This window comes from Anaerotignum sp. (assembly GCF_031981185.1).
In the GTDB taxonomy this organism is placed as follows: domain Bacteria; phylum Bacillota; class Clostridia; order Lachnospirales; family Anaerotignaceae; genus Chakrabartyella.
Window position 1 is genome coordinate 1 of sequence record NZ_DALYUL010000018.1, and the last position, 22,598, is coordinate 22,598.

General features: G+C 38.0%; 26 protein-coding genes. 15 read left to right on the top strand and 11 right to left on the bottom strand.

The genetic code is table 11. The annotated features are described in order from the left end of the window. Nucleotides 1–195: 195 nt before the first annotated feature. From RTK36_RS10935 to RTK36_RS10945, 3 genes are all read right to left on the bottom strand, one after another. The gene (locus tag RTK36_RS10935; RefSeq protein ID WP_256150650.1) at nt 196–987 is read right to left on the bottom strand and encodes an electron transfer flavoprotein subunit beta/FixA family protein; all 792 of its coding nucleotides are present in this window, start codon (nt 985–987) and stop codon (nt 196–198) included. A gap of 65 nt (nt 988–1,052) precedes the next feature. Continuing rightward, entirely contained in the window at nt 1,053–2,192 is a 1,140-nt protein-coding gene (locus RTK36_RS10940; RefSeq protein ID WP_312047133.1) for an acyl-CoA dehydrogenase family protein, read from the bottom strand. Nucleotides 2,193–3,206: 1,014 nt separating this feature from the next. Next, nucleotides 3,207–3,659, bottom strand: coding sequence for a hypothetical protein (locus tag RTK36_RS10945; RefSeq protein ID WP_312047135.1), 453 nt, complete (start codon nt 3,657–3,659; stop codon nt 3,207–3,209). Nucleotides 3,660–3,823: 164 nt separating this feature from the next. Here RTK36_RS10945 and RTK36_RS10950 point away from each other — a divergent pair, with 164 nt between their 5' ends. From RTK36_RS10950 to RTK36_RS16490, 4 genes are all read left to right on the top strand, one after another. Continuing rightward, entirely contained in the window at nt 3,824–4,351 is a 528-nt protein-coding gene (locus RTK36_RS10950; RefSeq protein ID WP_312047138.1) for a biotin transporter BioY, read from the top strand. Nucleotides 4,352–4,535: 184 nt separating this feature from the next. After that, the gene (locus RTK36_RS10955) at nt 4,536–4,787 is read left to right on the top strand and encodes a spore coat associated protein CotJA (RefSeq protein ID WP_312047140.1); all 252 of its coding nucleotides are present in this window, start codon (nt 4,536–4,538) and stop codon (nt 4,785–4,787) included. Nucleotides 4,788–4,790: 3 nt separating this feature from the next. Then, entirely contained in the window at nt 4,791–5,075 is a 285-nt protein-coding gene (locus RTK36_RS10960) for a spore coat protein CotJB (protein ID WP_312047142.1), read from the top strand. Next, on the top strand, nt 5,076–5,249 hold the full coding sequence (locus RTK36_RS16490) for a manganese catalase family protein (protein WP_331655020.1): 174 nt from the start codon (nt 5,076–5,078) through the stop codon (nt 5,247–5,249). It abuts the gene before it with no gap. Between the two features lie 66 nt (nt 5,250–5,315). Here the strand turns inward: RTK36_RS16490 and RTK36_RS10970 are convergent, their stop codons facing one another. Continuing rightward, the gene (locus RTK36_RS10970; RefSeq protein WP_312047144.1) at nt 5,316–6,008 is read right to left on the bottom strand and encodes a cysteine hydrolase family protein; all 693 of its coding nucleotides are present in this window, start codon (nt 6,006–6,008) and stop codon (nt 5,316–5,318) included. A 729-nt stretch (nt 6,009–6,737) separates the two neighbouring features. Between RTK36_RS10970 and RTK36_RS10975 the strand changes: the two genes are divergently transcribed. The 3 genes from RTK36_RS10975 to RTK36_RS10985 all read left to right on the top strand — a co-directional run bounded on the left by RTK36_RS10975 (nt 6,738) and on the right by RTK36_RS10985 (nt 7,365). After that, nucleotides 6,738–6,899, top strand: a complete 162-nt coding sequence (locus RTK36_RS10975) for a DUF6774 domain-containing protein (RefSeq protein ID WP_312047146.1) — start codon at nt 6,738–6,740, stop codon at nt 6,897–6,899. Nucleotides 6,900–7,032: 133 nt separating this feature from the next. Continuing rightward, nucleotides 7,033–7,173 carry a hypothetical protein gene (locus tag RTK36_RS10980; RefSeq protein WP_312047148.1) on the top strand — a complete coding sequence of 47 codons (141 nt, stop codon included), beginning with the start codon at nt 7,033–7,035 and terminating at the stop codon, nt 7,171–7,173. An 18-nt stretch (nt 7,174–7,191) separates the two neighbouring features. Beyond that, nucleotides 7,192–7,365 carry a hypothetical protein gene (locus tag RTK36_RS10985; RefSeq protein WP_312047150.1) on the top strand — a complete coding sequence of 58 codons (174 nt, stop codon included), beginning with the start codon at nt 7,192–7,194 and terminating at the stop codon, nt 7,363–7,365. Nucleotides 7,366–7,568: 203 nt separating this feature from the next. Here RTK36_RS10985 and RTK36_RS10990 read toward each other — a convergent pair whose 3' ends face one another. Then, complete coding sequence (locus RTK36_RS10990) at nt 7,569–7,778, bottom strand: hypothetical protein (protein WP_312047152.1); 210 nt, start codon at nt 7,776–7,778, stop codon at nt 7,569–7,571. A 318-nt stretch (nt 7,779–8,096) separates the two neighbouring features. On the opposite strand from RTK36_RS10990, the gene RTK36_RS10995 reads away from it, so the two are divergent. The 3 genes from RTK36_RS10995 to RTK36_RS11005 all read left to right on the top strand — a co-directional run bounded on the left by RTK36_RS10995 (nt 8,097) and on the right by RTK36_RS11005 (nt 10,804). Next, entirely contained in the window at nt 8,097–8,696 is a 600-nt protein-coding gene (locus tag RTK36_RS10995; RefSeq protein ID WP_312047154.1) for a hypothetical protein, read from the top strand. Nucleotides 8,697–8,811: 115 nt separating this feature from the next. Beyond that, the gene (locus RTK36_RS11000; protein ID WP_312047156.1) at nt 8,812–10,275 is read left to right on the top strand and encodes a recombinase family protein; all 1,464 of its coding nucleotides are present in this window, start codon (nt 8,812–8,814) and stop codon (nt 10,273–10,275) included. 7 nt (nt 10,276–10,282) lie between these two features. Continuing rightward, entirely contained in the window at nt 10,283–10,804 is a 522-nt protein-coding gene (locus RTK36_RS11005; RefSeq protein WP_312047158.1) for a manganese catalase family protein, read from the top strand. A 128-nt stretch (nt 10,805–10,932) separates the two neighbouring features. On the opposite strand, the gene RTK36_RS11010 is transcribed toward RTK36_RS11005, so the two are convergent. From RTK36_RS11010 to RTK36_RS11020, 3 genes are all read right to left on the bottom strand, one after another. Then, complete coding sequence (locus RTK36_RS11010) at nt 10,933–12,159, bottom strand: aspartate kinase (protein ID WP_312047160.1); 1,227 nt, start codon at nt 12,157–12,159, stop codon at nt 10,933–10,935. 15 nt (nt 12,160–12,174) lie between these two features. Continuing rightward, the gene (gene thrB / locus RTK36_RS11015) at nt 12,175–13,077 is read right to left on the bottom strand and encodes a homoserine kinase (RefSeq protein WP_312047162.1); all 903 of its coding nucleotides are present in this window, start codon (nt 13,075–13,077) and stop codon (nt 12,175–12,177) included. A 242-nt stretch (nt 13,078–13,319) separates the two neighbouring features. Beyond that, nucleotides 13,320–13,763: an ACT domain-containing protein gene (locus RTK36_RS11020; RefSeq protein WP_312047165.1), complete on the bottom strand. Its 444-nt coding sequence runs from the start codon at nt 13,761–13,763 to the stop codon at nt 13,320–13,322. Nucleotides 13,764–14,409: 646 nt separating this feature from the next. Between RTK36_RS11020 and RTK36_RS11025 the strand changes: the two genes are divergently transcribed. From RTK36_RS11025 to RTK36_RS11045, 5 genes are all read left to right on the top strand, one after another. Continuing rightward, a complete protein-coding gene (locus tag RTK36_RS11025; RefSeq protein ID WP_312047167.1) occupies nt 14,410–15,969 on the top strand; it encodes a hypothetical protein in 1,560 nt (519 codons plus the stop codon). 14 nt (nt 15,970–15,983) lie between these two features. After that, nucleotides 15,984–17,078 carry a pyridoxal phosphate-dependent aminotransferase gene (locus RTK36_RS11030; protein WP_312047170.1) on the top strand — a complete coding sequence of 365 codons (1,095 nt, stop codon included), beginning with the start codon at nt 15,984–15,986 and terminating at the stop codon, nt 17,076–17,078. A gap of 72 nt (nt 17,079–17,150) precedes the next feature. Next, entirely contained in the window at nt 17,151–17,546 is a 396-nt protein-coding gene (locus RTK36_RS11035; protein WP_256150629.1) for a hypothetical protein, read from the top strand. Nucleotides 17,547–17,568: 22 nt separating this feature from the next. Further along, complete coding sequence (locus RTK36_RS11040) at nt 17,569–18,483, top strand: TIGR01212 family radical SAM protein (protein ID WP_312047173.1); 915 nt, start codon at nt 17,569–17,571, stop codon at nt 18,481–18,483. A 70-nt stretch (nt 18,484–18,553) separates the two neighbouring features. Continuing rightward, complete coding sequence (locus tag RTK36_RS11045; protein ID WP_312047175.1) at nt 18,554–19,156, top strand: DUF4364 family protein; 603 nt, start codon at nt 18,554–18,556, stop codon at nt 19,154–19,156. A gap of 214 nt (nt 19,157–19,370) precedes the next feature. On the opposite strand, the gene trmB is transcribed toward RTK36_RS11045, so the two are convergent. The 3 genes from trmB to RTK36_RS11060 all read right to left on the bottom strand — a co-directional run bounded on the left by trmB (nt 19,371) and on the right by RTK36_RS11060 (nt 22,522). Beyond that, the gene (trmB, locus tag RTK36_RS11050; RefSeq protein ID WP_312047177.1) at nt 19,371–20,003 is read right to left on the bottom strand and encodes a tRNA (guanosine(46)-N7)-methyltransferase TrmB; all 633 of its coding nucleotides are present in this window, start codon (nt 20,001–20,003) and stop codon (nt 19,371–19,373) included. Nucleotides 20,004–20,071: 68 nt separating this feature from the next. Continuing rightward, nucleotides 20,072–21,622 carry a hypothetical protein gene (locus tag RTK36_RS11055; protein ID WP_312047179.1) on the bottom strand — a complete coding sequence of 517 codons (1,551 nt, stop codon included), beginning with the start codon at nt 21,620–21,622 and terminating at the stop codon, nt 20,072–20,074. Nucleotides 21,623–22,057: 435 nt separating this feature from the next. Further along, on the bottom strand, nt 22,058–22,522 hold the full coding sequence (locus RTK36_RS11060; RefSeq protein ID WP_312047181.1) for a CYTH domain-containing protein: 465 nt from the start codon (nt 22,520–22,522) through the stop codon (nt 22,058–22,060). Between the last annotated feature and the right edge of the window lie 76 nt (nt 22,523–22,598).

The following is a 22,598-nucleotide window of genomic DNA, read 5'->3' on the forward strand; positions in this document are numbered from 1 at the left end:
AGGACTGCAACTACTTCATCCTTGAGGTCTTCTTTCAATCTGGTGGATTCGCCAACAAGTTCCAGACCTACGTTCTGAACTTTACCGCTTCTCTGTTCAATTACTACAAAAATACCTTTACTCATTGTAGGGTTTCCTCCTTATATTCCAAATTTAGTATATAGTTCTTTCTGCTCGATTTAAGTTGTTTGCAAATTAGATGATAAACTTAGCTTCCAACTTGTCGATAATAGCCTGAACTGCCTCTTCTGCGGACAGATCTTTCAGAATTGTACCAGCGCCCTTAACTTCTTTTGTGAAGGACTGATATACGTTTGTAGGGGAACCCTTTAAACCGATCATGTCAAGTTCAAGTTCAGCTTTCAAATCTTCAAAACCTAAAGTTTTAACTTCTTTTTCATAAGCTTCAACGATACCCTTTACGGACATGTATCTAGGTGTAGCCAATTCAGCGATTGCTGTCAATAAGCAAGGAGTTTTGATTTTGATGATGTGGTATCCATCTTCAAACTGTCTCTTAACAACAACATATTCTTCTGTAGCTTCCTGAACTTCTTCAACATAAGAAACCTGAGGAACCTGCAATTTTTCACCAATCTGAGGACCAACCTGAGCTGTGTCACCGTCAATAGCCTGACGACCTGTGATAATCAAATCATAGCCGATTTTCTTTAAAGCTGCAGCCAAAATACCGGATGTAGCATATGTATCGGAACCACCAAATTCTCTAGCGGAAACAAGGTAAGCTTCGTCGCAACCCATAGCCAATGCTTCTCTCAAAGCAATGTCTGCCTGAGGAGGTCCCATGGATACAACTGTTACAGTGCCACCCAATTGTTCTTTCAACTGAAGAGCAGCCTCGATACCTGTTTTGTCATCATGGTTAATGATAGAAGGTACACCATCACGAATCAGGGTGCCTGTTTTAGGATCGATTTTAACTTCAACTGTGTCTGGTACTTGTTTAATACATACAACGATTTTCATTATAGTTGTTCTCCTTCCAAAATATAGTAGTATCTCGCTTCGTATCTAGATTCAGAAACTATTTATCAAACCTTCATTGCGCCGGAGATAATCATCTTCATTGCTTCGGATGTACCTTCGTAGATTTCTGTAATCTTAGCGTCACGCATAGCTCTTTCTACAGGGTATTCGCGGCAGTAACCGTAGCCACCAAGCAGCTGAACACATACTCTAGTTACTTCGTTAGCTACTTCAGAGCCAAACAGCTTGCACATAGCTGCCAAAGGAGCAAAATTTTCATGATTGTCTTTTGCTGTTGCTGCTCTCCAAACCATCAATCTAGCAGCATCAACTTTTGTCTGGCATTCAGCAAGTTTGAACTGTGTGTTCTGGAACTTGTTGATTGTTTTGCCAAACTGTTTTCTTTCTTTAACATACTTCATTGCTTCGTCGATAGCGCCCTGAGCGATACCTACAGACTGAGCACCGATACCGATACGACCGCCAGCAAGAGCTGTCATAGCGATTTTGTAGCCCTGTCCTTCTTTACCAAGCAATCTGCTTGCGGGTACTCTTACGTTTTCGTAAGCAACTTCACAGTTGGAAGCAGCTCTAATACCCATACGTTCAATATTTTCACCTACTGTAATACCAGGCATTGTTCTATCCAAAATGAATGCGGACATACCTTTAGGTCCCAAAGTCTTGTCTGTTAAAGCAAATACAATGAATGTATCAGCAAAACCAGAGTTAGTTGTAAAGATTTTTGTACCATTGATGATATAGTCATCGCCATCTTTGAGTGCTTCTGTACGAACACCGGAAGCATCTGTACCAGCGCCGGGCTCTGTTAAACCAAAGCAACCAACTTTATGACCATCAACCAATGGTCTTAAGAATTCCTGCTTCTGAGCTTCGGTGCCGAATTCGTTGATACAAGGGCAGCAAAGAGATGTATGAACGGACAGAGTGATACCTGTGGATGCGTCAACTTTAGATACCTCTTCCATAGCCAATGTGTATGTAAGAACATCTGCGCCCTGGCCGCCGTATTCTCTGGAGTAAGGAATACCGAACATACCAGCCTTCTGCAGCTTTGCTACGAGGCCCTGATCATATACTTCAGACTCGTCCATATCCTTAGCTATGGGTTTGATTTCTGTTTCAGCAAATTTTCTGAACAACTCTTGCTGAAGCACTTGAGTTTTTGTTAATTTGAAATCCATTTAATATTCCTCCTATTTTTAAAAAATTTTAAAACGATCGATGCGGGCCATCAATCATTTTATTTAATAACCTACAACTTCACTTGCTACTTCGTAACGTTGCCGCAGGACGCTCGAATACTTTTCAAGATTTGTTTGCACAATAAGAAAATACCTTTCGCACGTCCATCATGAATATAACATTTTTGTTTAAAAATTGTCAACTCATTTGTTAATAAATATTCCATAAAAAACGGCCACGTTTTATGGTAATACCGCCGTATATTTCAGCAGAATCATCATAAAAAAAACCACAAAAAGCCATTTCGCAAATTTGTACTTTCATAAGCACATATACCTTGTTTTCTTCCTTGATACTGCTATTTCCTCATATTTATTTGCCCATATAAACATAATAAAATGAAATCTGACTAATATTTAGTATGCAAGATATATACTCTAAAAAAGTACACATTACCTCAAAGATATGTGCAACTCTAGCGTTTTTGTCCTTCTTTACTTTACACTATTGTCTTTTCTATGTCAATATATTTCGCATGGAAGCAAAATTATTTTCCTTCTTATTGTCATACAACTCATAGTCAATACTACTAAAAAGATTCGCATCCGAAATAATAGCCTTTTTCCTATAAAACTCATTTTTAATTAGCTATTCATCTTTTAAAGCATTTATTATTATTGGTGCTTTTATAGCTTCTCTGGCTACCCTCAACTTAGTCTAAAAAACAAATGATTACCTCAAATTGAGTAAATTTTTAACAGCTTAGAATGGAAACATCTTACCTTCTCTGAAAAATACCCCGGCTTTTCCTCTGCCGGGGATGAAACCAAACCATAATCTTCGCATTATTTCTACTACAAAAAAATAATAATTAGCTATTCCTTCATTATAATAATAAAATTATCATAATCCTTTTTTTAAGCATATTTTTATAAATTTATATGTCAACCTTCACCAGACTTCTCTGTCTAAATAACAAAATCCTGCTATCTTCCAAAAATAAACAAATCCACTTATGTTTCCTTTGCATCAAATGGGAGCTGGGTCCAGTTATCGAAATCAGGGAATTCCCCGTCATCTTCATAATATCTCTCTTCAGGATAAAATTGCTGATCCAACTGCACTGCCCGAAACATGCCCACCCCCAAAATGGTGAGTAAAACAACGCAGATACCAAGATAAATCAATCCTGCCCTGGCTAAATTCCTTCGATTCAAATTACTATATTTATCAAAAGCCCAAATGAAAAAAACGATTATGTTAATCACAGGAATCATTAGAATGAAGCCAATAAATAGATAATCTCCCACTGAAAGAGGTGCATAGATGTCATTCCGAGAGAAAGCTTTTTGTTCTTGGTGCATTTCACTTCGGTTTTCAGCCTTATTTAATTTATTTCCACAGTTTATGCAATAAATATCTTCTTCTCCCACATTCTGTCCACATTGTATACATTTTCTGTCCATCAAAACCATCCTTTCGCAAAAACCCTATATCAAGTTTATCATAGTTTTTTGTATTCGTCATAGACTTATTAATTAAATTTAATTGTAAACCATTTTTTTCATAAAAGTTGACAAATCCACTTCTTAAGGTTTACAATCTTAAAAAAACAACAAAGGAGTTTACAATGAGAACAAAAGAATTAACAACAATCTCACTCATGACCGCAATCATTTGTATTTTAGCACCCATCAGCATTCCAATCCCTTTTAGTCCAGTGGCATTGACACTATGCACTTTTGCCCTTTATTTGTCCGTCTATGTTTTGAAGCCAAAGCAGGCAATTGCAGCAACCGCCTTGTATTTATTTGTCGGTTCTGTTGGCATTCCGGTATTTTCGGGATACACGGCTGGTTTTGCTAAATTTGCAGGTCCTGGCGGCGGCTATTTGGTTGGATATCTTTTTTTAGTTGCTATCAGTGCCTATTTTGTAAGAAAGTTTCCCCATTCCCCAATGTTGCAAATGTTAGGGGCTTTGCTGGGCACTCTGGCTACTTATACCATTGGGACTCTTTGGTTAGCTAAAGTTACAAATGCATCTTTTCTTTCCACATTACCCATGGGCGCCCTTGTTTTCATCCCTTTAGATATTGTAAAAATTATTCTTTCTTGTGTTCTGGGGCGAAAAATTCAAAACTATCTTAAAGCACACTAACGCTTCATTCAATTACATACTAAAAATCACTCCTGATAAACACAGCATTTCATCAGGAGTGATTTTTTTTAGAAACCTGCGATATTTCTCATAAGCCAAGATGATTTCATCTTTTTAGTCCTTGCACTATATCAATATTCCCCCATATCATAATATTGTAAATTGAAGAAGGAGGCATTTCATTATGAAGGAAATGTGTAAGAATTTCGTTCCCAGCGACTGTACCTCTGTTGGTCAAAAACCCAATAACATGGTTTCCGATTATAGTGTTATCATTGAAGAATCCATGGAATTAGCACAGGCATACGTACCTTTTCAGCCTTATATGGAGCCCATGGATCAAGCCCAAAGCCTTGTATGTGGAACAGCTTTCTATGATTTAGTAGTACCATATTGTTCAGGTTGGCATCTATATCGCTTTGCAAAGGAGGTTTAAACAATGTCACAAGATGATATGTTGACAAAATTAATGGAGTTAGATTTTATCTCTCTTGACTTAGGTCTGTTTTTGAACACCCATCCAGATAATACCGAAGCAATTGATACGTATAATCAGGTCATTACGGCTGCAGATGTCCTTCGCCTAAAATATGAAGAAAATTTCGGCCCTCTTTGTTCCTTCCGCAGCTATGCCGCAGATACGAAAAATTGGCAGTGGATAGATAATCCTTGGCCTTGGCAAAGAGAAGCTAACGTTTCTTTTGCAGGAAAGGAGTGTATGTAAATGTGGATCTATGAGAAAAAGCTAGAATTCCCGATTAAAATTAAAAAACCAGATGGCCGTTTAGCTAAAATCATGTTGGAACAGTATGGTGGCCCATACTCCATTGGGATATATGTCCACCATAAAAACCGATACCATACCACAAAACATTATCTTTCTATCCACCAAAGTTAGAGATTTATGTCATAAATAACGTGAAGTGAATTATTCTTTTGATTCATTAAAGTCTACTCATTAATTTCACCATAAATCTGTCCATGAATGATTTTCTTTAAACGGCTCCGGTGCTTGATCGTCCTGTAACATCTCTGTATGCACCTGTTTTTGTAGATTAGGAGCATTCCCAGGTCCATATTGCTCAAATTCTGTGCTATTTATAATCACTGCGCCCATTCGTCGCAAATCCTCTATATTCGCTCTTTGAATTTCCTCCGTCTGGGAGGAACAACAATCTTCCAAAATAACTACATTGTACTCTAAAGAATCCCCATCAAAAGCAGTGGTACGAATACAATTCGGCGTTGTTGTACCAATTAAAATTATGGTTTTTATATCTAGACGTCGCAGAATTAAGTCCAGCTCCGTATGAAAAAAAGCACTCCATCTAGGCTTGATGATGGTATAATCTCCAGCGATTGGCTGCAGACCCTCAGGGGCTTGCGCACTATTCAACCCCTGTGAAGCAGGAGTCATTGCACGTCCCCCTTCCCTCCATTTTTCATAACGGGATAGTTCCACATCGCTGCCGTCTGCGCGGTAAATCCGCTTTACAAAAAAAATGGGAATGCCAATGCTTCGCGCTGTAGAAATTGCTTTTACACAATTAGGAATAGTTCCCTGTGCGCCATGAATACAATGGGCACTTTGGGATTCAATAAATCCATTTTCCATATCTATAACAATAAGTGCAGAGTGTGTTGGATTTTCCTTCAAAGCCTCTTCCTCCTAATTTTCAATTTTTATGTACTTAATGATGTTGTTAAAAAAAATAACCATTATGTGCTATTATATATTATACTTTTAAATTTTTCTACCCATGTAAAAAATGTCACACGAAGCAGTCCTAGGCTATCACTTTTACTCTAAATCCATTCCGCAATTTGGGCATCATGAAGCCTTGGTTTTTGCCATTTCCCCTGGGCGATTCCCTTATTTGCAATGGGGAACTTAAAAAGAAAGATTCTAATTCCAATAAAAACAAGACACTAAATCATAATTGTATATAGGTAATGCAGTCTCAAATCAGAAATATTAGTAGCAATAAATGCAATCAGAAATGCAACCGAAAAATGTGATTTAATATAATACTTATCTATCCTTGCATACATCTTTTTCTTCTCCCAATCCCCCCCCTATCTCTGATCCAGAACAACTTACCATATTTTTACAAAAATTGCAATACACATCCTTCTAGCCAAGTTTTTAAAAAATAGTACTCTTAATTTTCTCTGACGCCTTTCCTCCATGACTTGGTAGCCACGCTTCAAGCTTGTCCTCACGGATGGTGCTCCCTCCTCAGCAACTGGTTACACCATATGCAAATACAACCCTCTCAAAACTTTATATCCTTTTTCATGAAATGCCGTCATGCATTATTAACAGTTTCCCACTTTTTGTTTTAATTCACTGTACTTTCTCATATATTGCATTGAGGTGATTACCATGGAAAACTGCCCTGATATTGTGGCAATTACATTACTGGCTTGCCAAATATCCGAATGCCTTTCCGATGAAGAATTGGAGATACTATGTGCAGACTTGTCTTTATTAAGCGATGCCATCACTGCAATTTTGGTACGTAGATCACAAAACGAGGATATTTAAATCCATATTATTCAATAAAGAAGTTTTTAAAGTCACTCCTAGGAGTGGTTTTTTATTTGAATGATTTATTTTTCATTATCGATATTAACATATTTGGAGATTTTTTGGTTACTCTAAAGGTGAGGTGAAGAAAATGGATGAAAAGAGAAGAAATCTGCCAATAGATGGCGAAGTTGAAAAACCCATCTCTAAATCGTATCCAGTCATTGATACAGACTTAGCTAGAGATAACATTGAAAACAATATGCCAGCAGCAGATTTACAAGATTTATAAAAAAAGAGAGGTTGAAAAATGCAAACATATAATGATATGTATGACCTTTTCCAGAATGATAAAAGTGCGAAACAATACTTTGATAAACTCCCAGATTATGTGCGTGAACAAATCAGCACAAGAGCCAATGGTGTTCGTTCTATGGAGAGTTTAAAGGATTACGCAGAAAACTTACTCCGCGGAGATGATTAATTAAGGAGCTTTGGCTCCTTTTTTACTGCAATCATACTTGTGCTTCATTTCTATGAGATAACCTTTGATTCCCCAAAAAACAGACGGACTCTATTGTGTATTTCCATTCTTGAAAAAAATTTCTACTCCATACTATCCCACCGCTCTCCTTTACAAATTATTAACCTTCTTTCCCCTAAATATTATGTAATTAATCTCATTAATTATACCTCATCCGGCTTAACAACATCATGCTCCTTTTTTGGTGGGTCAAAAAACTCAAGTTCATACCCATCTACCCTTCCTGCCGCCTGCAACCCCCTTCGGTTTAATCGAATCCCCAATGCTTTTTTTTCATCATCACTTAATGTTTCATAAGATATTACTTTGTCTTTTTTACGAACATATATATTTACCTTCAGTGATTTTTGCATATCCAACCACCTCCTGTTTCAAGTTATGCCGCTCAGAAATTGTCCTATGCTTTGAATTGTGCCAACTAAACCTTGTGCAATCCCACTCTATGTCCTAATCAATCTTTGAAACTTATATCCTTCATTTTTTCATGGAATATTTTGTAATATTATGTTACACTGTTTATAAAAAGGAGGGTGTATTAATTGGCTTTATAGGTATTTTCTAAAAACAAAAGTCATTCATAGTGAAATTTCAATTTCACAAAAAGGCATAAAAAAGATTTACAGTACTACTATATTTAGAGAGAAAATTATTTAATTTATTTGGAGGGAACTATGTTTAAAAAATCTTTAGCAGTTATTTTTACTTTTGTTATGGCGTTTAGTTGTATTAGTTGTGGAGAAAAAATTGATCCGCCAGAAAAAGTAGTGGCAAGTTACTTAGATGCATTAAAAAATGGAGATCTTACATCCGCAAAGGCATATGTAAATGAAGAAAATGATGAAATACTTACCGAGACAGAGGATGAGTCAACCAATACTCTGATCAATTCTATTTTAAAAAACCTTACCTATGAAATAGGCACTATAGATGTAAAAGAAACAACGGCTACTGTCACAACTACCATTAAAAATATTGATATGAAAACTGTGATGGGAGAAGTCCTAAGCGAACTGCTTTCTTTAGCATTCTCCGGTTTAGATGCAGAAGCACTGGAGACAAAACAAAATGAAGCTTTCGCAAAAGCTCTTGAAACAAATAAAGACACAATAAAAGAAACAGAAGTAATTATCCAATTAGAAAAAAAGGAAACGGGATGGATTATTATTCCCACTGAAGATCTTGCAGATGGCATTACCGGCGGACTTCTTTCCTATGCTGATACTATGAATAGTTCTTTTGGTGGAGAAGCTGAAGATGAAACCGCCAATTAATCTTTAGATTCAACTTAGAACACACTTATGACAAATTCATCTATTTAGACAATTTCATTTAAGCAGCATAAGACCCCCTTTCTTACCATACAAAAAAGAAAGGGGGTCTTTCTATATGATTCTTGCTGCTGCTTATATACGCGTTTCCACAGATGAACAAATGGATTACTCACCTGCTGTACAGCTGGAAGAGATACTTTCGTATGCCGAAAAAAATGGATTTCATATACCAGAAGAGTTTATTTTCAAAGATGAGGGCATTTCAGGAAGAAGTGCAGAAAAACGACCGGGTTTTCAAGAAATGATTCGCCAAGCACGAAAAAAACAAAATAAAATTAAGTATATTATCGTACATAAGTATGACCGATTTGCCAGAAATAAAGAGGATGCCGTTCTATATAAAGCCCTGCTAAAAAAAGATGGAGTAAAGGTGATTTCTGTAAAAGAACCTATCCCCCAGGATGATAAATTTGCGGTTATTTATGAGTCTATGCTAGAGGCTATGGCTGAATATTATTCATTAAATTTGTCAGAAGAGGTTAAAAAAACCATGGTGAAAAAGGCCCATCAGGGAGAATACCAAGCACCTCCGCCCTTTGGATATACCATGAAAAATAAAGTTTTGATACCTATTTCCCATGAAGCTGCTATGGTTCGCTTTCTTTTTGAAGCTTACGCAAACGGGCAGGAAAGTATGTTTTCCCTCAGTCGTCACCTAAATCAATTGGGCTTTCGCACCCATCGTGGCGGTCTTTTTGAAAATAGAACAGTGCAATATATCCTAAATAATCCTGTTTATAAGGGTTATTCACGCTGGACACCCACAGGGCAAATCAGAAGAGATTTTAGAAATCCTGATAGTGTGATCGCAAAAGGTACTTGGGAGCCATTGGTTTCAGAAGAACTTTGGGAGGCCGCAGCTATGCGTATGGCAAAAGAAAAAAGAACCCACTATGCTCATAAGCGTCCAGAAACAGAAGGGAAGCATTGGATTAGCAGTATGATTAAGTGCTCTGCCTGCGGCCGAAGCCTAGCTATATCAGGAAACTATAAAAAAAAGGATGCCTTCCACTTGCAATGCGGTGGTTATAACCATGGACAGTGCCATATTTCTCATTCCCTTTCTTCAAATCGTCTTTTCCCAGCACTTTTTGAAACATTGAAAGAAGTGACCAAGGGAAATGAAGAAAGAGAACCCTATTATATTTCTAGGCATGCTAAAGCAATAGATGAAACAGCATCCATTGAGAAAATGGTTCATAAAACAAAAGGAAGATTGGCAAAAGCAAAAGAAGCATACTTGGCAGGAATTGATACATTGGAGGAATATGGTAAAACTAAGATGGAGTTTGATGCTGAATTAGTACGGCTGGCCGAGAAGAGAACGGCTTGGAAAAGGCACCAACAATCCATAGGAAATGCTTCTATCTATGATAAACCGCTAGATATGCTCACCTTGCTACAGAACGAAGAAGTAAGCCTAGAGGGCAAAAGAGCAGCATTTAAAGAAATTGTAGAAAAAATTGTCTATGATAAAGCCAACGACAGATTAGAAATGTTTTTCATAGACGAAGAATGATACCCTATTGGAGTATGGTGGACCTGATGGAGAACTAGGCGCATCCTTACGTTATCTTAGTCAGAAATTCACCATGGTGACTCCCGAAGCAAAAGCAACATTAAATGATATTGCTACGGAAGAATTCGCTCATTCTGAAATGATGGCAACAATCTTCCATCAATTAACCCAAGGCCTCACAAAAGAGCAAATTATCGACTCGGGCCTTTCCCCTTATTATGTAAATCATGGTTTGGGCGTTTACCCAGCATCTGCTGCCGGTATCCCCTTTAGTGCCTGCGCATTACAGTCAAAAGGAGATCCAATTGCAGATTTATATGAAGACCTTGCGGCAGAACAAAAAGCCAGAGCCACCTATGAATACCTTATTGATTTAACCGATGATCCCGACGTACTGGCACCCCTTCGCTTCCTGCGTGAACGTGAAGTTGTTCACTTCCAGCGTTTTGGTGAAGCTTTGGATATCGCCCGTGATTATTTGAATCAGCAACACTATTTCTTTATGAATAAATATGGCTGTGACGATTAATCCTCCTAAAATTAGAATTAGGAAGAAATAAAAACAAAATAATAGTATCCCTGAAATAACCTCATATTTAAAAAGTCAGATAAAAAGGTACCCTTAACAATGCTTAAGGATACCTTTTTATAATGAAATCAGTTCTTTCTCATATTAACGGAAGCGTTTTTAAACTTATCATGCACAGCTATCATTGCCGTATCAATATCTTTTTCAGAAATCAATACAGTTATCTTAATTTCAGATGTAGAAATCATTTGGATGTTTACCCCTGCATCATACATAGCCTCAAAGAACATTGCTGCCACACCAGGATTAGAAGCCATACCTGCACCAACAATGGATAATTTTGCCACACTATCATCATGGAGAATGGTTTCAGCGGTCAGTCTTTCTTTATTATCTTCCAGTGCTTTTAATGCAATTTCCAAATCGTCCTTACCTATTGTAAATGAAATATCTTGTTTTCCGTCATGTCCCGTTGATTGTAAAATAATATCTACACTCACCTTTTCTCTTGCCATCAAAGCAAAAATTTCAAAAGCCTTACCAGGTTCATCATTGATACCCATAATTGAAATTCGGGATACGTTTTTATCTGCCGCTACACCACTAACCAGCATTCTTTCCATCTTACATTCCTCCTTCACCTCTGTACCTTCTGCATCAGTCATACTGGAAAGCACCGATAACTTTACATTGTATTTCTTTGCCACTTCAACCGAGCGGCAATGCAGAACTTTTGCCCCCAAAGATGCCAGTTCCAGCATCTCGTCATAGCTGATTTCATCAAGTTTCTGCGCATCCTTTACCACTCTAGGATCCGCTGTGTATACACCATCAACATCTGTATAGATTTCGCAAACATCTGCATGCAACGCCGCTGCTAAGGCAACAGCAGAAGTATCAGAGCCGCCTCTGCCTAAAGTTGTCATATCTCCTTGGGTATTTACTCCCTGAAAGCCCGTTACAAGAACAACATTTCCTCTCTCCAGCTCGTTTTCAATACGCTCTGTTTGAATCTTACGAATTCTTGCGTTACTGTATGTATTTGTTGTTTCAATTCCAACCTGAACGCCATTTAAAGAAATAGATCTACCACCTAAAGCACTGATTGCCATTGCCATTAAAGCAACAGATTGTTGCTCACCGGTAACCAGAAGCATATCCATTTCCCTTCTGCTGGCTTTGGGATTAATTTCCTGTGCTTTTGCAATCAACCCATCTGTTGTTTTTCCCTGTGCGGACAAAACAACAACCACATCATTTCCCGCTTCCTTTGCCTTTAAAATTCTTTTGGCAACATTAAAGACTCTCTCTGCATTGGCAACAGAACTGCCGCCATACTTTTGCACAATTAACATCGTTCTTTCCTCCTGTTATTCTGTCTCAACCTTTGCACCCTCTAAATCCGCCTTTAAAAGCGTCAATTGCCAATGGTCGGGAAGGGTTTTTAAATAGGCAGACATATCTTTTTGGAACTGCTCTGATTGCTCTTTCTTTACCATAGCCATAAGTGTTGAGCCTGCACCACTTAGATAGGATGCCAACGCACCATACTTCTTGGCTTTTTTAAAAATTTCATCCATATTTGGAATCAACTGACTTCTAAAGGGCTGATGGATTTTATCCTCCATAGCCATAGACAAATTTTCAAGCTTACCGCTCATAATAGATGCTACCAATAAAGCACCTCTTGATACATTAAAAACAACCTCGCCACGAGAGTACCCATCAGGCAGAACGCCTCTGGCTTTCGCTGTAGATACAGGGAAAGAAGGAACCATTGTGGCAAAAATCAGATCCTGAGGCAATGCAAGGCGAACATGCATCATTTTTTCTTCATCCAATGCACCCACAACCATACTGCCAAAAATTGCTGGGTTTGAATTGTCAGGGTGCCCTTCAAGCTTTGCAGCCATTTGGGCAAGTTCTTCTTTATCGCAAGGTCTACCAGCTAATTCATTGGCAGCAATCAAGCCACCAACGATACAAGCTGCACTGCTGCCCAATCCTCGTATCATGGGGATATAATCCTCCTGAATCAAGTGAACACCAGGCAAAACAAGACCCTTTTGATCGTAAAAATACTTCATGGTCTGATAAATTAAGTTGCTTTCGTCTACAGGAATTTCAATTTCCTGTAGACGCTTTACTTCAATTTTTAGCCCCTGGGGAATCGCCTCCACCCAAAGGTGGTTATACAATTCCAGTGCAACACCGATTGAGTCAAACCCAGGGCCCATATTTGCCGATGTAGCAGGAATCTTAATATGTATCATAATACTATCCTCCACTTCTTACAACATGAAAATATATGTTTTATTCAAGAAATTTCTTTTTCACAGGAGTAATTTGGACAAAACAAAGCTCCTACAAGAGGAGCCAGTCATATCATGAATGTTGACACAAAAATACAGTTGTAACACCAATCCTGAAAGCCTGTTTGAAAACATACTGTTTTCTCCCGCTATTCCTATTGAGATCAAGACTTCAAATAATTCTTCACAGCCCGTAAAAAAGTTTATTCTCTGCCAATAATCCGCAAAGACTGCATTCCCTGCAGCCCCTCTATACGATTAATCAAACGGCTAAAATCTCCTTGCATCGCATTGGTTTCAATGGTTATGGTAACGTTGGCAATTCCATTAATAGGAATTGTTTGGTTAATGGTCAGAATATTTGCACCTTCTGTAGCAATACTGTTTAATACTGCTGATAAAAGACCAGGCGTATTATCCAAATTTGCAGAAAGGGTAACTGTCTTTCCCCTTGTGTTCTCATAGAGCGGATGCACTGCATCCCGATACTTATAAAAAGCACTGCGGCTGATACCCACCTTACTAACCGCATCCTGAACAGTTTTTTCTTTCTTGCTTTCCAGAAGATTCTTCACTTCCATTACCTTTAAAAATATTTCAGGTAGCACACTTTTATCCACAATAAAAAAATTTTTATCTTCCTTCACTTTTTCTCCTCCTGTTTTTTTACCGAAAACATTTGTTTTCAATACAAGGAATATACCATATTTTATATCCCGTTTCAACATCTTCAAATTAATTTCTTTATAACTTACTGGAAATCTGTCTTTTGCACAAAAACAAAACCCTCTCTGTATCCATACAGTGCAAATTGCTTAAGTATTTTACCCTTTTTCGTATTTCAATTTACGCTTTTATCTGTTACAATGAAAGTCTAAAGAATCTAGTTTCATATCATGCGGGCAAATATAAAAGAACTTTTTCTATTTTTAAAGGAATATTCCAACAAAAGGCAGAAACGACCCCTTTTAATTTGCACACTGATTGAAGAAACATTATAAATGTCTTTCTTGATTATATTTACAGTGAAACGGAAAAACAATACTAAAAGGAAAGATTTTTCAAGTAAATGTTGTTGATTCCCAAAACGAAAGGGAATTTATTTTGTAAACAGTCAATGCACCTCAGGTAAAAGGATAGATACGCATATTGGGGAAACCTAAAAGAGAATTTCAATTCTACTATGATTTTCGTTGCCACTATCCCTTATAACTCATCCACTTATGATGAAAACAATGTAACAACAAGCCTGTAGTCTTTGCATTAGAACATATTCCCAAAAGGAGCTTTTTCATGAAATATGAACAAACCACCCAGAGTCAGCACGATCAAATGCTGAACCTGTTTTTAAACGGCTATACCGATATGGTTGCCCATATGGATACTTACTGTCAAAAAGGTTTAAAAGAAGCAGCCCCTTTGGCTTTCACCAAATGGTATTACACCGCCATTGCAGCGGATACCCTTTTATCCCCCGCCAACATTGTGGGACAGGATTTAAATAGCCAAGATGGGGGCAAGGAATATATATATACCCTTCGCTTAAACCCAGAAGGACAAGAACGAAAAGAATATGATTTTACCCTTCTCACCTATTCTATGGTGAACCATCCTTTTATAGAGGATTTGCGTAAAATTACAGACTTTTGTATTCCAGATTGTAAAATGGATGATAATCTATTTTTTTTGGAAGAAGATCGGCCCACCCTTATAAAAGAGCTTGCCCATGAAAGTGAGTTTTATTTGGAGTATCTGACACGTATTGCGTGGAGATTAGGGCTTTTTGTTTATATGCCTGCAATTCATACAAAAAAGGTGCAGCGCGCCCCTTATTGTAATTCCTTTTTTGATCAAACCAACGAGGAAATTTTAAAAATGTCGGCAGAAGCGGCTTGCGAACTGGCATCAGAACGCTTTTCCATTTCAATGGACTTGGATCATGGCATCGCATCACCTTCTTTTTTCAAAGAATGCCTGACTACTCCCACTGAAACAGATCAAATTTTTATACAATTTTACAAACAGGTAGATATTGATATCGAAGAAATTTGGAAAACCCAACCTGCAGATTTAACAGAAGATGATAAAGCAATTATTTCTTCTTTCCTTTTTACAGGCATTATGATAGATAAATGGTTTATTTTTCCTATGAGCGCTTTTTTTGGTGTGCTTCGCCCAATATCCTTTAACCCAATTCATTATTTTAATTTGGTTAATAATTTATCGGCTTTGCTGATTATGGAGCATAATATTGGTGCAGAACTATTTACACCACCTAGTTATTATTCTCTAACATCACTAGGAAAGGCACTTTGGGGAGATACTGCTATTGAAGATGAGAAATATAAAATGCCTGATAAACTTCCATATGAAGAAATTCTGGAAGCTTTGGAGCGTGAAACGGAAATCAATCGTTTTGAACAGGTCTTTTACATGGGTCCCGAAAAGGATATCCTCACAATTCAAGTTACACTGATGGAGGACCCTGAATTTTGGAAAACCATTGAAATTGCCCAAACAACCCCACTGGATGAATTTTGCCACGACCTAGCGGCTGCTTTTGCAGTGGATGAGGTTACGGATTACATTCTTTCTGTCCCTGATGAAAACCAATTTCCTGTGGATTACTCCCCACAAGGTTCAAAACGAAGCGTGAATAAAACCACAGAAAAAACCCTTGAGGATTTATACTTGGATAAAGGAACCGTTTTTTCCCTAACCTTTGAAAAAACAGACCAAATTTTACTGGAAGTAACAGACATATTCCCAGGAGATCCCTTTATTCTCTATCCTCGCATTAAGAGGCAGAGTTCCAAAGTGATCGAAATAGAAAAAGTAGATGAGATTTTTTAACAAAGGAGCGTAGTATGATGCAACTGATTCATCAGCATGGCGGGGATTTGGACGCCATTGAAAGAAAATATGGTATCTCTAAAAGTGAAATTATAGACTTCAGTGGAAATATTAACCCTCTTGGCTTTCCAAAAACTGCTGAAAAGGCCTTGGCGGAAAACTTAAATATAATTTCCACCTATCCCGATAAAAAATATACTGGGTTAAGGCAGGCGATTGCCAAATACACAAGGGCAAGCACAGAGCATATTGTTGTTGGGAATGGCTCCACAGAGCTGATTTCAACTTTTATTCAAACTGTTCATGCAAAAAAAAGCATCATCATTGGACCTTCCTACTCCGAATATGAAAGAGAAGTCACCCTCTGTGGTGGCTCCTTTACCTATTTTCCTTTGGAAGAAAAAAATAATTTTTATATTGATTTGCCCCTATTGATTAGCGCATTAACACCGGAAATCGGTATGCTGGTTATTTGTAACCCAAATAACCCCACAGGATCTGTTTTTACCACCCAACAGATTGGAGAGGTACTAAAACACTGTAAAAAAATCGGTGCATCCGTTATGATTGACGAAACCTATATAGAGTTTTCAGATAATTTAGAAGAAATTTGTGCCATCCCCTTGGTAGAAAAATTTGATAATTTATTTGTGGTTCGTGGCACATCAAAGTTTTTTGCCGCTCCTGGCATTCGCTTGGGTTATGGTGTTTCTTCCAACCAAAGCTTTTTAGATCGCCTAAAAACAAACCAAGACCCATGGAGTGTAAATAGTCTTGCTGCTTTTGCAGGGGAAAAAATATTCGAGGATACCTTGTTCCATGCAACCACACAAAAACTAATTTCTGAAGAAAGAAAAAAAGCATTTGCAGAACTTGCCACTTGGAAAAATGTGAAAGCATTCCCTTCTGCGGCAAACTTCGTTTTAGTAAAGCTTTTAACAGATAAAATCACTGTAGCTGAGCTTTTTGAAAAACTAATTCAAAAGAAAATGCTGATTCGTGATGCTTCTACATTCACTTTTTTAGACGAGACTTATCTGCGTTTTTGTATTCTCTCTCCCGAAAACAACGCTGCATTACTGCAAGAATTAAAGCTTTGGATAGAGTAAAAAACTGACATCATTATTTTTCTCAATCAAGCACATATTACTTTAAAACCCAAAGGTTTTGAGGTGATTATTTTGAAACAATCAATCAGCCATAAAGAACTGCATGGCTATTTAGATCTACTGCGTGACACCATGACAGATGGGCGAAACTTCCCACCTGCCCATGTGCTTTTTTTCGACAGCCGCAGCTTTTATTACTATTTTGCCAAGTGTCCCTGCGGCAATAAAACGGTTGAGGAAATCCTTTTGCAAATGGAAAGTTGTATTCCTTTGGCAATTACCGAGGAAAGTCTTCAGCTTTTTTTATCTGCCTACAAGGAAAAGGATACAAATTATTTTACCCATTCCTTCTTGGAAAGCAGTAAAGCAGATTTTCTTCTATTGATTCGCCACACCGCAGAGGATGAGGGCAAGTGGCATGCCGTTATCAATTTGTGTGATGGATTACGGCAAAAAAATCTTTGCTAGACCCATGAGAGGAGCACTCCCTATGGCTCAATACCCGTATCGAAGCCTGAATGAATATTACAGAAACTTATTTGGCAAAAAAACCGCAAAAATTTCCTTGGATGGTGGTTTTACCTGTCCCAATCGGGATGGCACCCTTTCCACAGGTGGTTGTATTTTTTGCAGTGAAGGTGGATCAGGGGATTTTGCGGAGGATGCTGCCCTTTCTATTCCATTGCAAATAGAAATTGGCAAAGCGCAAACCCAAAAAAAGTGGCCGGATGCCTGTTATATTGCTTATTTCCAGGCTTTTACCAATACCTACGGCCCAGTTGATGTTTTACGGGCAAAGTATGAAGAAGCATTAGCCCAACCAGGCATTTCGGGCATTTCCATTGCAACCCGCCCTGATTGCTTGGAAGACTATGTCTTGACATTATTGCAGGAACTTTCCAGCAAAACAGAGCTTTGGATAGAATTGGGGCTACAAACCGCAAATGAGGATAGCGCAAGATTTATTCGCCGTGGTTATACCAATGATGTGTTTGTGGAAGCTGTAAAAAGACTGCACAAACTGCATATTCCGGTTATAGCGCATGTTATCCTGGGTCTACCGGGGGAAACCACAGAGGATATATTATCCACCATTCATTTTCTAAACCAATTACCCATTCACGGTATTAAATTACAACTGATGCATGTTCTTGCTAACACAGACATGGCAGTTCTTTATGAAACAGGTGCCTATACTCCCTTGGAAAAAGATGCCTATATAGAAATCGTTGGTCAATGCATCGCCCATTTGCGCCCAGACATCGTTATTTATCGATTAACCGGTGATGGGGATAAAAGAATTCTTTTGGCACCATCCTGGAGCTTACACAAGCGAGATGTTCTAAATCATCTGCATCAATTCTTAAAGGAAAAGCAAATCCATCAGGGGGATAACTATAATTGATAAAATTTACTCTATCCTTTTTTGAAATTGTATGCTAAAATATAAAATATTTTGAAAGGAGACCTGAACAGTGGCTGATCCCATTCGACAATTAGCGGAACATAAATTGATTATATTGCATCTGGTGCAAAAGATGGGAATCTCCCTTTCAAACAGCGAAATTTGTCAGTTTTTGTTAAACAAAGAGTATATGAATTATTTTTCCGTACAGCAATATCTGGCTGAATTGGTAGATGCCGGCTGGTTGGAAAAATCAAAGGAACATAATAACACCCGATATACCCTTACCGATGATGGTGAGGATGTTATAAACTACTTTCAGAACCATGTAAGCGAAAGCGTAAAAGAAGATATTAGCATTTATGTGAAGGAAAACAGTAAGCGTATTCGCGCTGAATATGCAGTCACCGCCAACTATTTCCCGGAATTTAATGGCGATTTTCTTGTAAAATGCGGACTTTGTGATGATGACGGCGCGCCTCTAATGGAAATCAGTGTTTCTGTTGTTAGCAAGCAACAAGCACAGCAAATTTGTAGAAATTGGCGTAAAAATGTAAGTCATTTCTATGGCACCTTTTTAACATCCTTAGTAGTGAGCGATGACCCTATCCCTGCTGAGTTTAAAGCAAGGTTAGAAAACTTTCCAGAACCAAATCAAGAGGAACAAAATTAACTGAATTACATATCTTTTTACATTTCTGCGGCTTATTAATCCTAATTAGAAATAGCCGCTTTTTGTTTGCAAAATAAAATTCCAGCAGTTTGAAATTGTGAAATTACTTTTCATCTTACCATTTACTATCACAGTCATTTACAAAAAAACGTTTACAGCATAGAAAAAGGAGTCGCTAATAACGACTCCTAAAGATACATTTAGTATCTGTTTCTTAATCATACCTTGCTTCCAAACGGTAAATCGGCATCCCTTGAGAGGAAAATTTCTCCTCATACTCCGTCATGATGTTTCCCTCAAAATCGCTATTGTGCAAATCCAAAGAAATGTTTGACAGCTTCCAGTTATCAGCGCAAAATTCGTTTAATGAAAACTCAAACAGGTTTCGATTATCTGTTTTAAAAAATACTTCAGCATGCTCCCCCATAATTTGGCGATAACTCTGTAAAAATCCCCGATAGGTTAACCGACGTTTATACATTCTCTTTTTCGGCCACGGATCGGAAAAATTCAGATACAATCTCTGAAATTCCCCCACCTCAAAAAAATCTGAAAGGTTTGCAGCATTTTCCCAAATTAAAGCTAAATTAGGTAGCTCCGTATCTGTCCTTCTTGCCGCAAGAGCAACTACTGATTGTTGTCTTTCAATTCCAATATAATTATTCTCTGGATATGCTTGGGCGTTCTTCGTAATGAAGCCCCCTTTTCCACACCCTATTTCCACATAAATTGGATTGTCATTTCCAAAAAAATCTGCCCACTTCCCCTTTGTTGTAGGCGCATCCTGTATAACTCTGCTGTTATTCTCAAGCTCTGATTCTGCCCAAGGTTTCTTTCTGATTCTCATAGCGTTCTCCTTTAATTCTGTAAAATCTCATAAAAGTATCTTACTATTGAACGCTTGGAAAGGCAAGCCTATTTCTTTGTAAAAATCCAATAACCTAGGGCGCCATCATCCATCTTTTTGAATTCCCCAAATCCAAGCTTTGTCGCTTTTGCGCGGTCTGGTTCCTCCTCTGTGCCGGGAATTCCAATAGAATACCCATCATTTTCAGGCTTCCAAATAAGATGATGGTATTTTTTCATCGCTTTGATAATAAAAAAATCTTTCATCCATGAAAGAGGAATTCCTTCCAAGAGCACCATCTCCTCAATGGAAATACACTTCCATGACATCTCGTCTTCACCAAAGGGATAGATATCCGTATTCTCCTGTAACAGCTTATACTGCTCCAAAAACTCATGGACAGTTGCATTCCTATCTTCCGCTGTCTCTTCAAATGAATTCGTTGGCAAGTCTTCTAAGACCGTCTCCATCTTTGCAGGTTCCTGCATGGTAGCGCTGGCAACTACACTCTTGGCTACTTCCTTTTCAATAGAATCCCTTTCCACAGTATGGACAATCTCCACATTTTCAGCCTTCTGAAGGTTTTTCCGTCCTGCTCGATCAATTCGCTCCATCTCTTTGGAAGTAAAAACCCCTTCTTCCTGCAATTCTTCAAGCTCATTACGGAATTTCTCTAAAAGTCCACGGAAACTGCCGTGATAGCTCTCTTTTTTTGCTTCTTTGGCTAAAGCGGGTTCTACTTTTTGACTTACCGTCTCGTTTTTAATCTCTTCGATTTTAATTTCTTCATTTTTAATTTCTTCATTTTTAATTTCATTGTTTTTAATTTCTTCGTTTTTAAACCCTTCTCTTTTCCAATTCACTTTCGGAAGTCCAAAGAAAGGTCCACTCATAGCCATTGCCTCTGCTGCTGCTAAGGTTGGCTCCTGAGATACTTTTTTCATATTTTCTGCTTCTCTTGCTTTTTCGGCTTCTCTTACTCTTTCTGCTTCTCTTACTTTTTGGGCTTCTCTTACTCTTTCCACTTCTCTTGCTTTTTCGACTTCTCTTACTCTTTCTGCTTCTCTTGCTCTTTCAGCTACTCTTACTCTTTCGGCTTCTCTTGCTTTTTCTGCTTCTCTTATTTTGTCAATGCCCTTTACATTTGTGTCTTCTTTTCTATTTTTCACCACTTGGTGCCCATCATTTCTTTCCTTGACAGCTTCCTTAAAATATGTACGCCAATCTGTCTTGCTGACAAAATATGCAGTTAATGGCGCTGAAAATCCACCATCGGTCTCTGCCAAAACAGCAACTGTGTTAAAATCCTCCACAGTAGCGTTTCTCTCCCCCAGACGATCCGGATTAAAGTCCCACTTCAATTCGCCATGGCCCGCAGCGTCCGGCACCAAAACGCCGCAGAAAAGGTTTGTTTGCTTCTCTTTTTCACCGGCTATGGCATAAACAGCATATCTTCCTCTCTGAATCGGGCGTAAGCCTTGTACTGTCAGGCTGATTCTTCCCGTTCCGTTTTTAATCTCCATTACACAGCTTCCCCAAGGTGCTCTTTGGCCCAAGCCATAGCCTGCCGTTTCCTGTCTGAGCATCAGAAACACCTTGTCATATCTTCTATTATACATACTCGGCCTCTCCCCTTCGTTTGTCACTTGTCCATCGCTATAATTTATGCATAGCAAAAATAAAAAAGACCACGAAAATGAAAAAAAGCATCCCTAGCGGATGCCGCAAACCCAATATAAACGATAGTAACTCTGGCTTTTTACATCATTAAAAAACAAAATGTGAAGCCCACTTTATGAAGCAAAAAAAACATGATTTTTAAATATAACAAAAAAACTCCTCTTTTAGTTGTAGCAAAAATACAATTTGAAAGATGTTCCCTGTAGGTCTTTATATCATCCCAAAAGCCTTTTATAATAGAACAAAACACGGTATATAATCTTATAATTTAACTATCTATTTTATTGGTTCTTTAAAATAGAATCACTTAAAAATATAGCAAAATAAAGCCTGGCCGAATTCTTTCCTAGTATGAGTAGCTTAACTCTTTATTTTTAAGCTATCTCATTGGGTTTTCCATAAAGGGCTAGCGCTGTATTTTTATACCCCATCTCCAAAGAAATATCCTTTCCAAACCACCATGGTGCAACAAAAGCCTCTGCATCCTCTAGTGTGGAAAACTCTACCTCCGTGGTCATTAACCCTTCTAATTCTCCTTCGTAAAGGTCTAGCTCTGCCATATACCCATTCTCCATAGGAATAAAATACCGTTTTTTTCTAACACAATTCCCCTCAGTTTTTTTAAGGAGACACTCAAATTCCTGCTGATTTATCTCAAGCTCAAATTCTTCCCTTGCCACATGACCTTTTCCCTTAACCGTCAAAAAATATTGCTCTTCACTCTTGCGAATGCGTATTGTTGGTTGAAATGACACATAAGCCTGAATCATTTGTTTGCACAAAAAATCATCCAAGGCGAAAGGGATCTCCTTGGTTAAATATTTTCTTTCAATTTCCAAATCATCACCTCATATTGTTTTTTCAAGCATAATTCCAACCCATCAACGTGTCAAGGGCATTCTTGATAATTTTTCT

Coding starts and splice junctions, on each gene's coding strand:
- RTK36_RS10950 (WP_312047138.1), top strand. CDS start 3,824: ATGAGAACAAAAGAATTAACAACAATCTCACTCATGACCGCAATCATT.
- RTK36_RS11000 (WP_312047156.1), top strand. CDS start 8,812: ATGATTCTTGCTGCTGCTTATATACGCGTTTCCACAGATGAACAAATG.
- RTK36_RS11010 (WP_312047160.1), bottom strand. CDS start 12,159: ATGTTAATTGTGCAAAAGTATGGCGGCAGTTCTGTTGCCAATGCAGAG.
- RTK36_RS11030 (WP_312047170.1), top strand. CDS start 15,984: ATGATGCAACTGATTCATCAGCATGGCGGGGATTTGGACGCCATTGAA.
- RTK36_RS11025 (WP_312047167.1), top strand. CDS start 14,410: ATGAAATATGAACAAACCACCCAGAGTCAGCACGATCAAATGCTGAAC.
- RTK36_RS10955 (WP_312047140.1), top strand. CDS start 4,536: ATGAAGGAAATGTGTAAGAATTTCGTTCCCAGCGACTGTACCTCTGTT.
- RTK36_RS11055 (WP_312047179.1), bottom strand. CDS start 21,622: ATGTATAATAGAAGATATGACAAGGTGTTTCTGATGCTCAGACAGGAA.
- RTK36_RS10975 (WP_312047146.1), top strand. CDS start 6,738: ATGGAAAACTGCCCTGATATTGTGGCAATTACATTACTGGCTTGCCAA.
- RTK36_RS16490 (WP_331655020.1), top strand. CDS start 5,076: ATGTGGATCTATGAGAAAAAGCTAGAATTCCCGATTAAAATTAAAAAA.
- RTK36_RS10960 (WP_312047142.1), top strand. CDS start 4,791: ATGTCACAAGATGATATGTTGACAAAATTAATGGAGTTAGATTTTATC.
- RTK36_RS10980 (WP_312047148.1), top strand. CDS start 7,033: ATGGATGAAAAGAGAAGAAATCTGCCAATAGATGGCGAAGTTGAAAAA.
- RTK36_RS10995 (WP_312047154.1), top strand. CDS start 8,097: ATGTTTAAAAAATCTTTAGCAGTTATTTTTACTTTTGTTATGGCGTTT.
- RTK36_RS10990 (WP_312047152.1), bottom strand. CDS start 7,778: ATGCAAAAATCACTGAAGGTAAATATATATGTTCGTAAAAAAGACAAA.
- RTK36_RS11040 (WP_312047173.1), top strand. CDS start 17,569: ATGGCTCAATACCCGTATCGAAGCCTGAATGAATATTACAGAAACTTA.
- RTK36_RS10985 (WP_312047150.1), top strand. CDS start 7,192: ATGCAAACATATAATGATATGTATGACCTTTTCCAGAATGATAAAAGT.
- RTK36_RS10940 (WP_312047133.1), bottom strand. CDS start 2,192: ATGGATTTCAAATTAACAAAAACTCAAGTGCTTCAGCAAGAGTTGTTC.
- RTK36_RS10945 (WP_312047135.1), bottom strand. CDS start 3,659: ATGGACAGAAAATGTATACAATGTGGACAGAATGTGGGAGAAGAAGAT.
- RTK36_RS10935 (WP_256150650.1), bottom strand. CDS start 987: ATGAAAATCGTTGTATGTATTAAACAAGTACCAGACACAGTTGAAGTT.
- thrB (WP_312047162.1), bottom strand. CDS start 13,077: ATGATACATATTAAGATTCCTGCTACATCGGCAAATATGGGCCCTGGG.
- trmB (WP_312047177.1), bottom strand. CDS start 20,003: ATGAGAATCAGAAAGAAACCTTGGGCAGAATCAGAGCTTGAGAATAAC.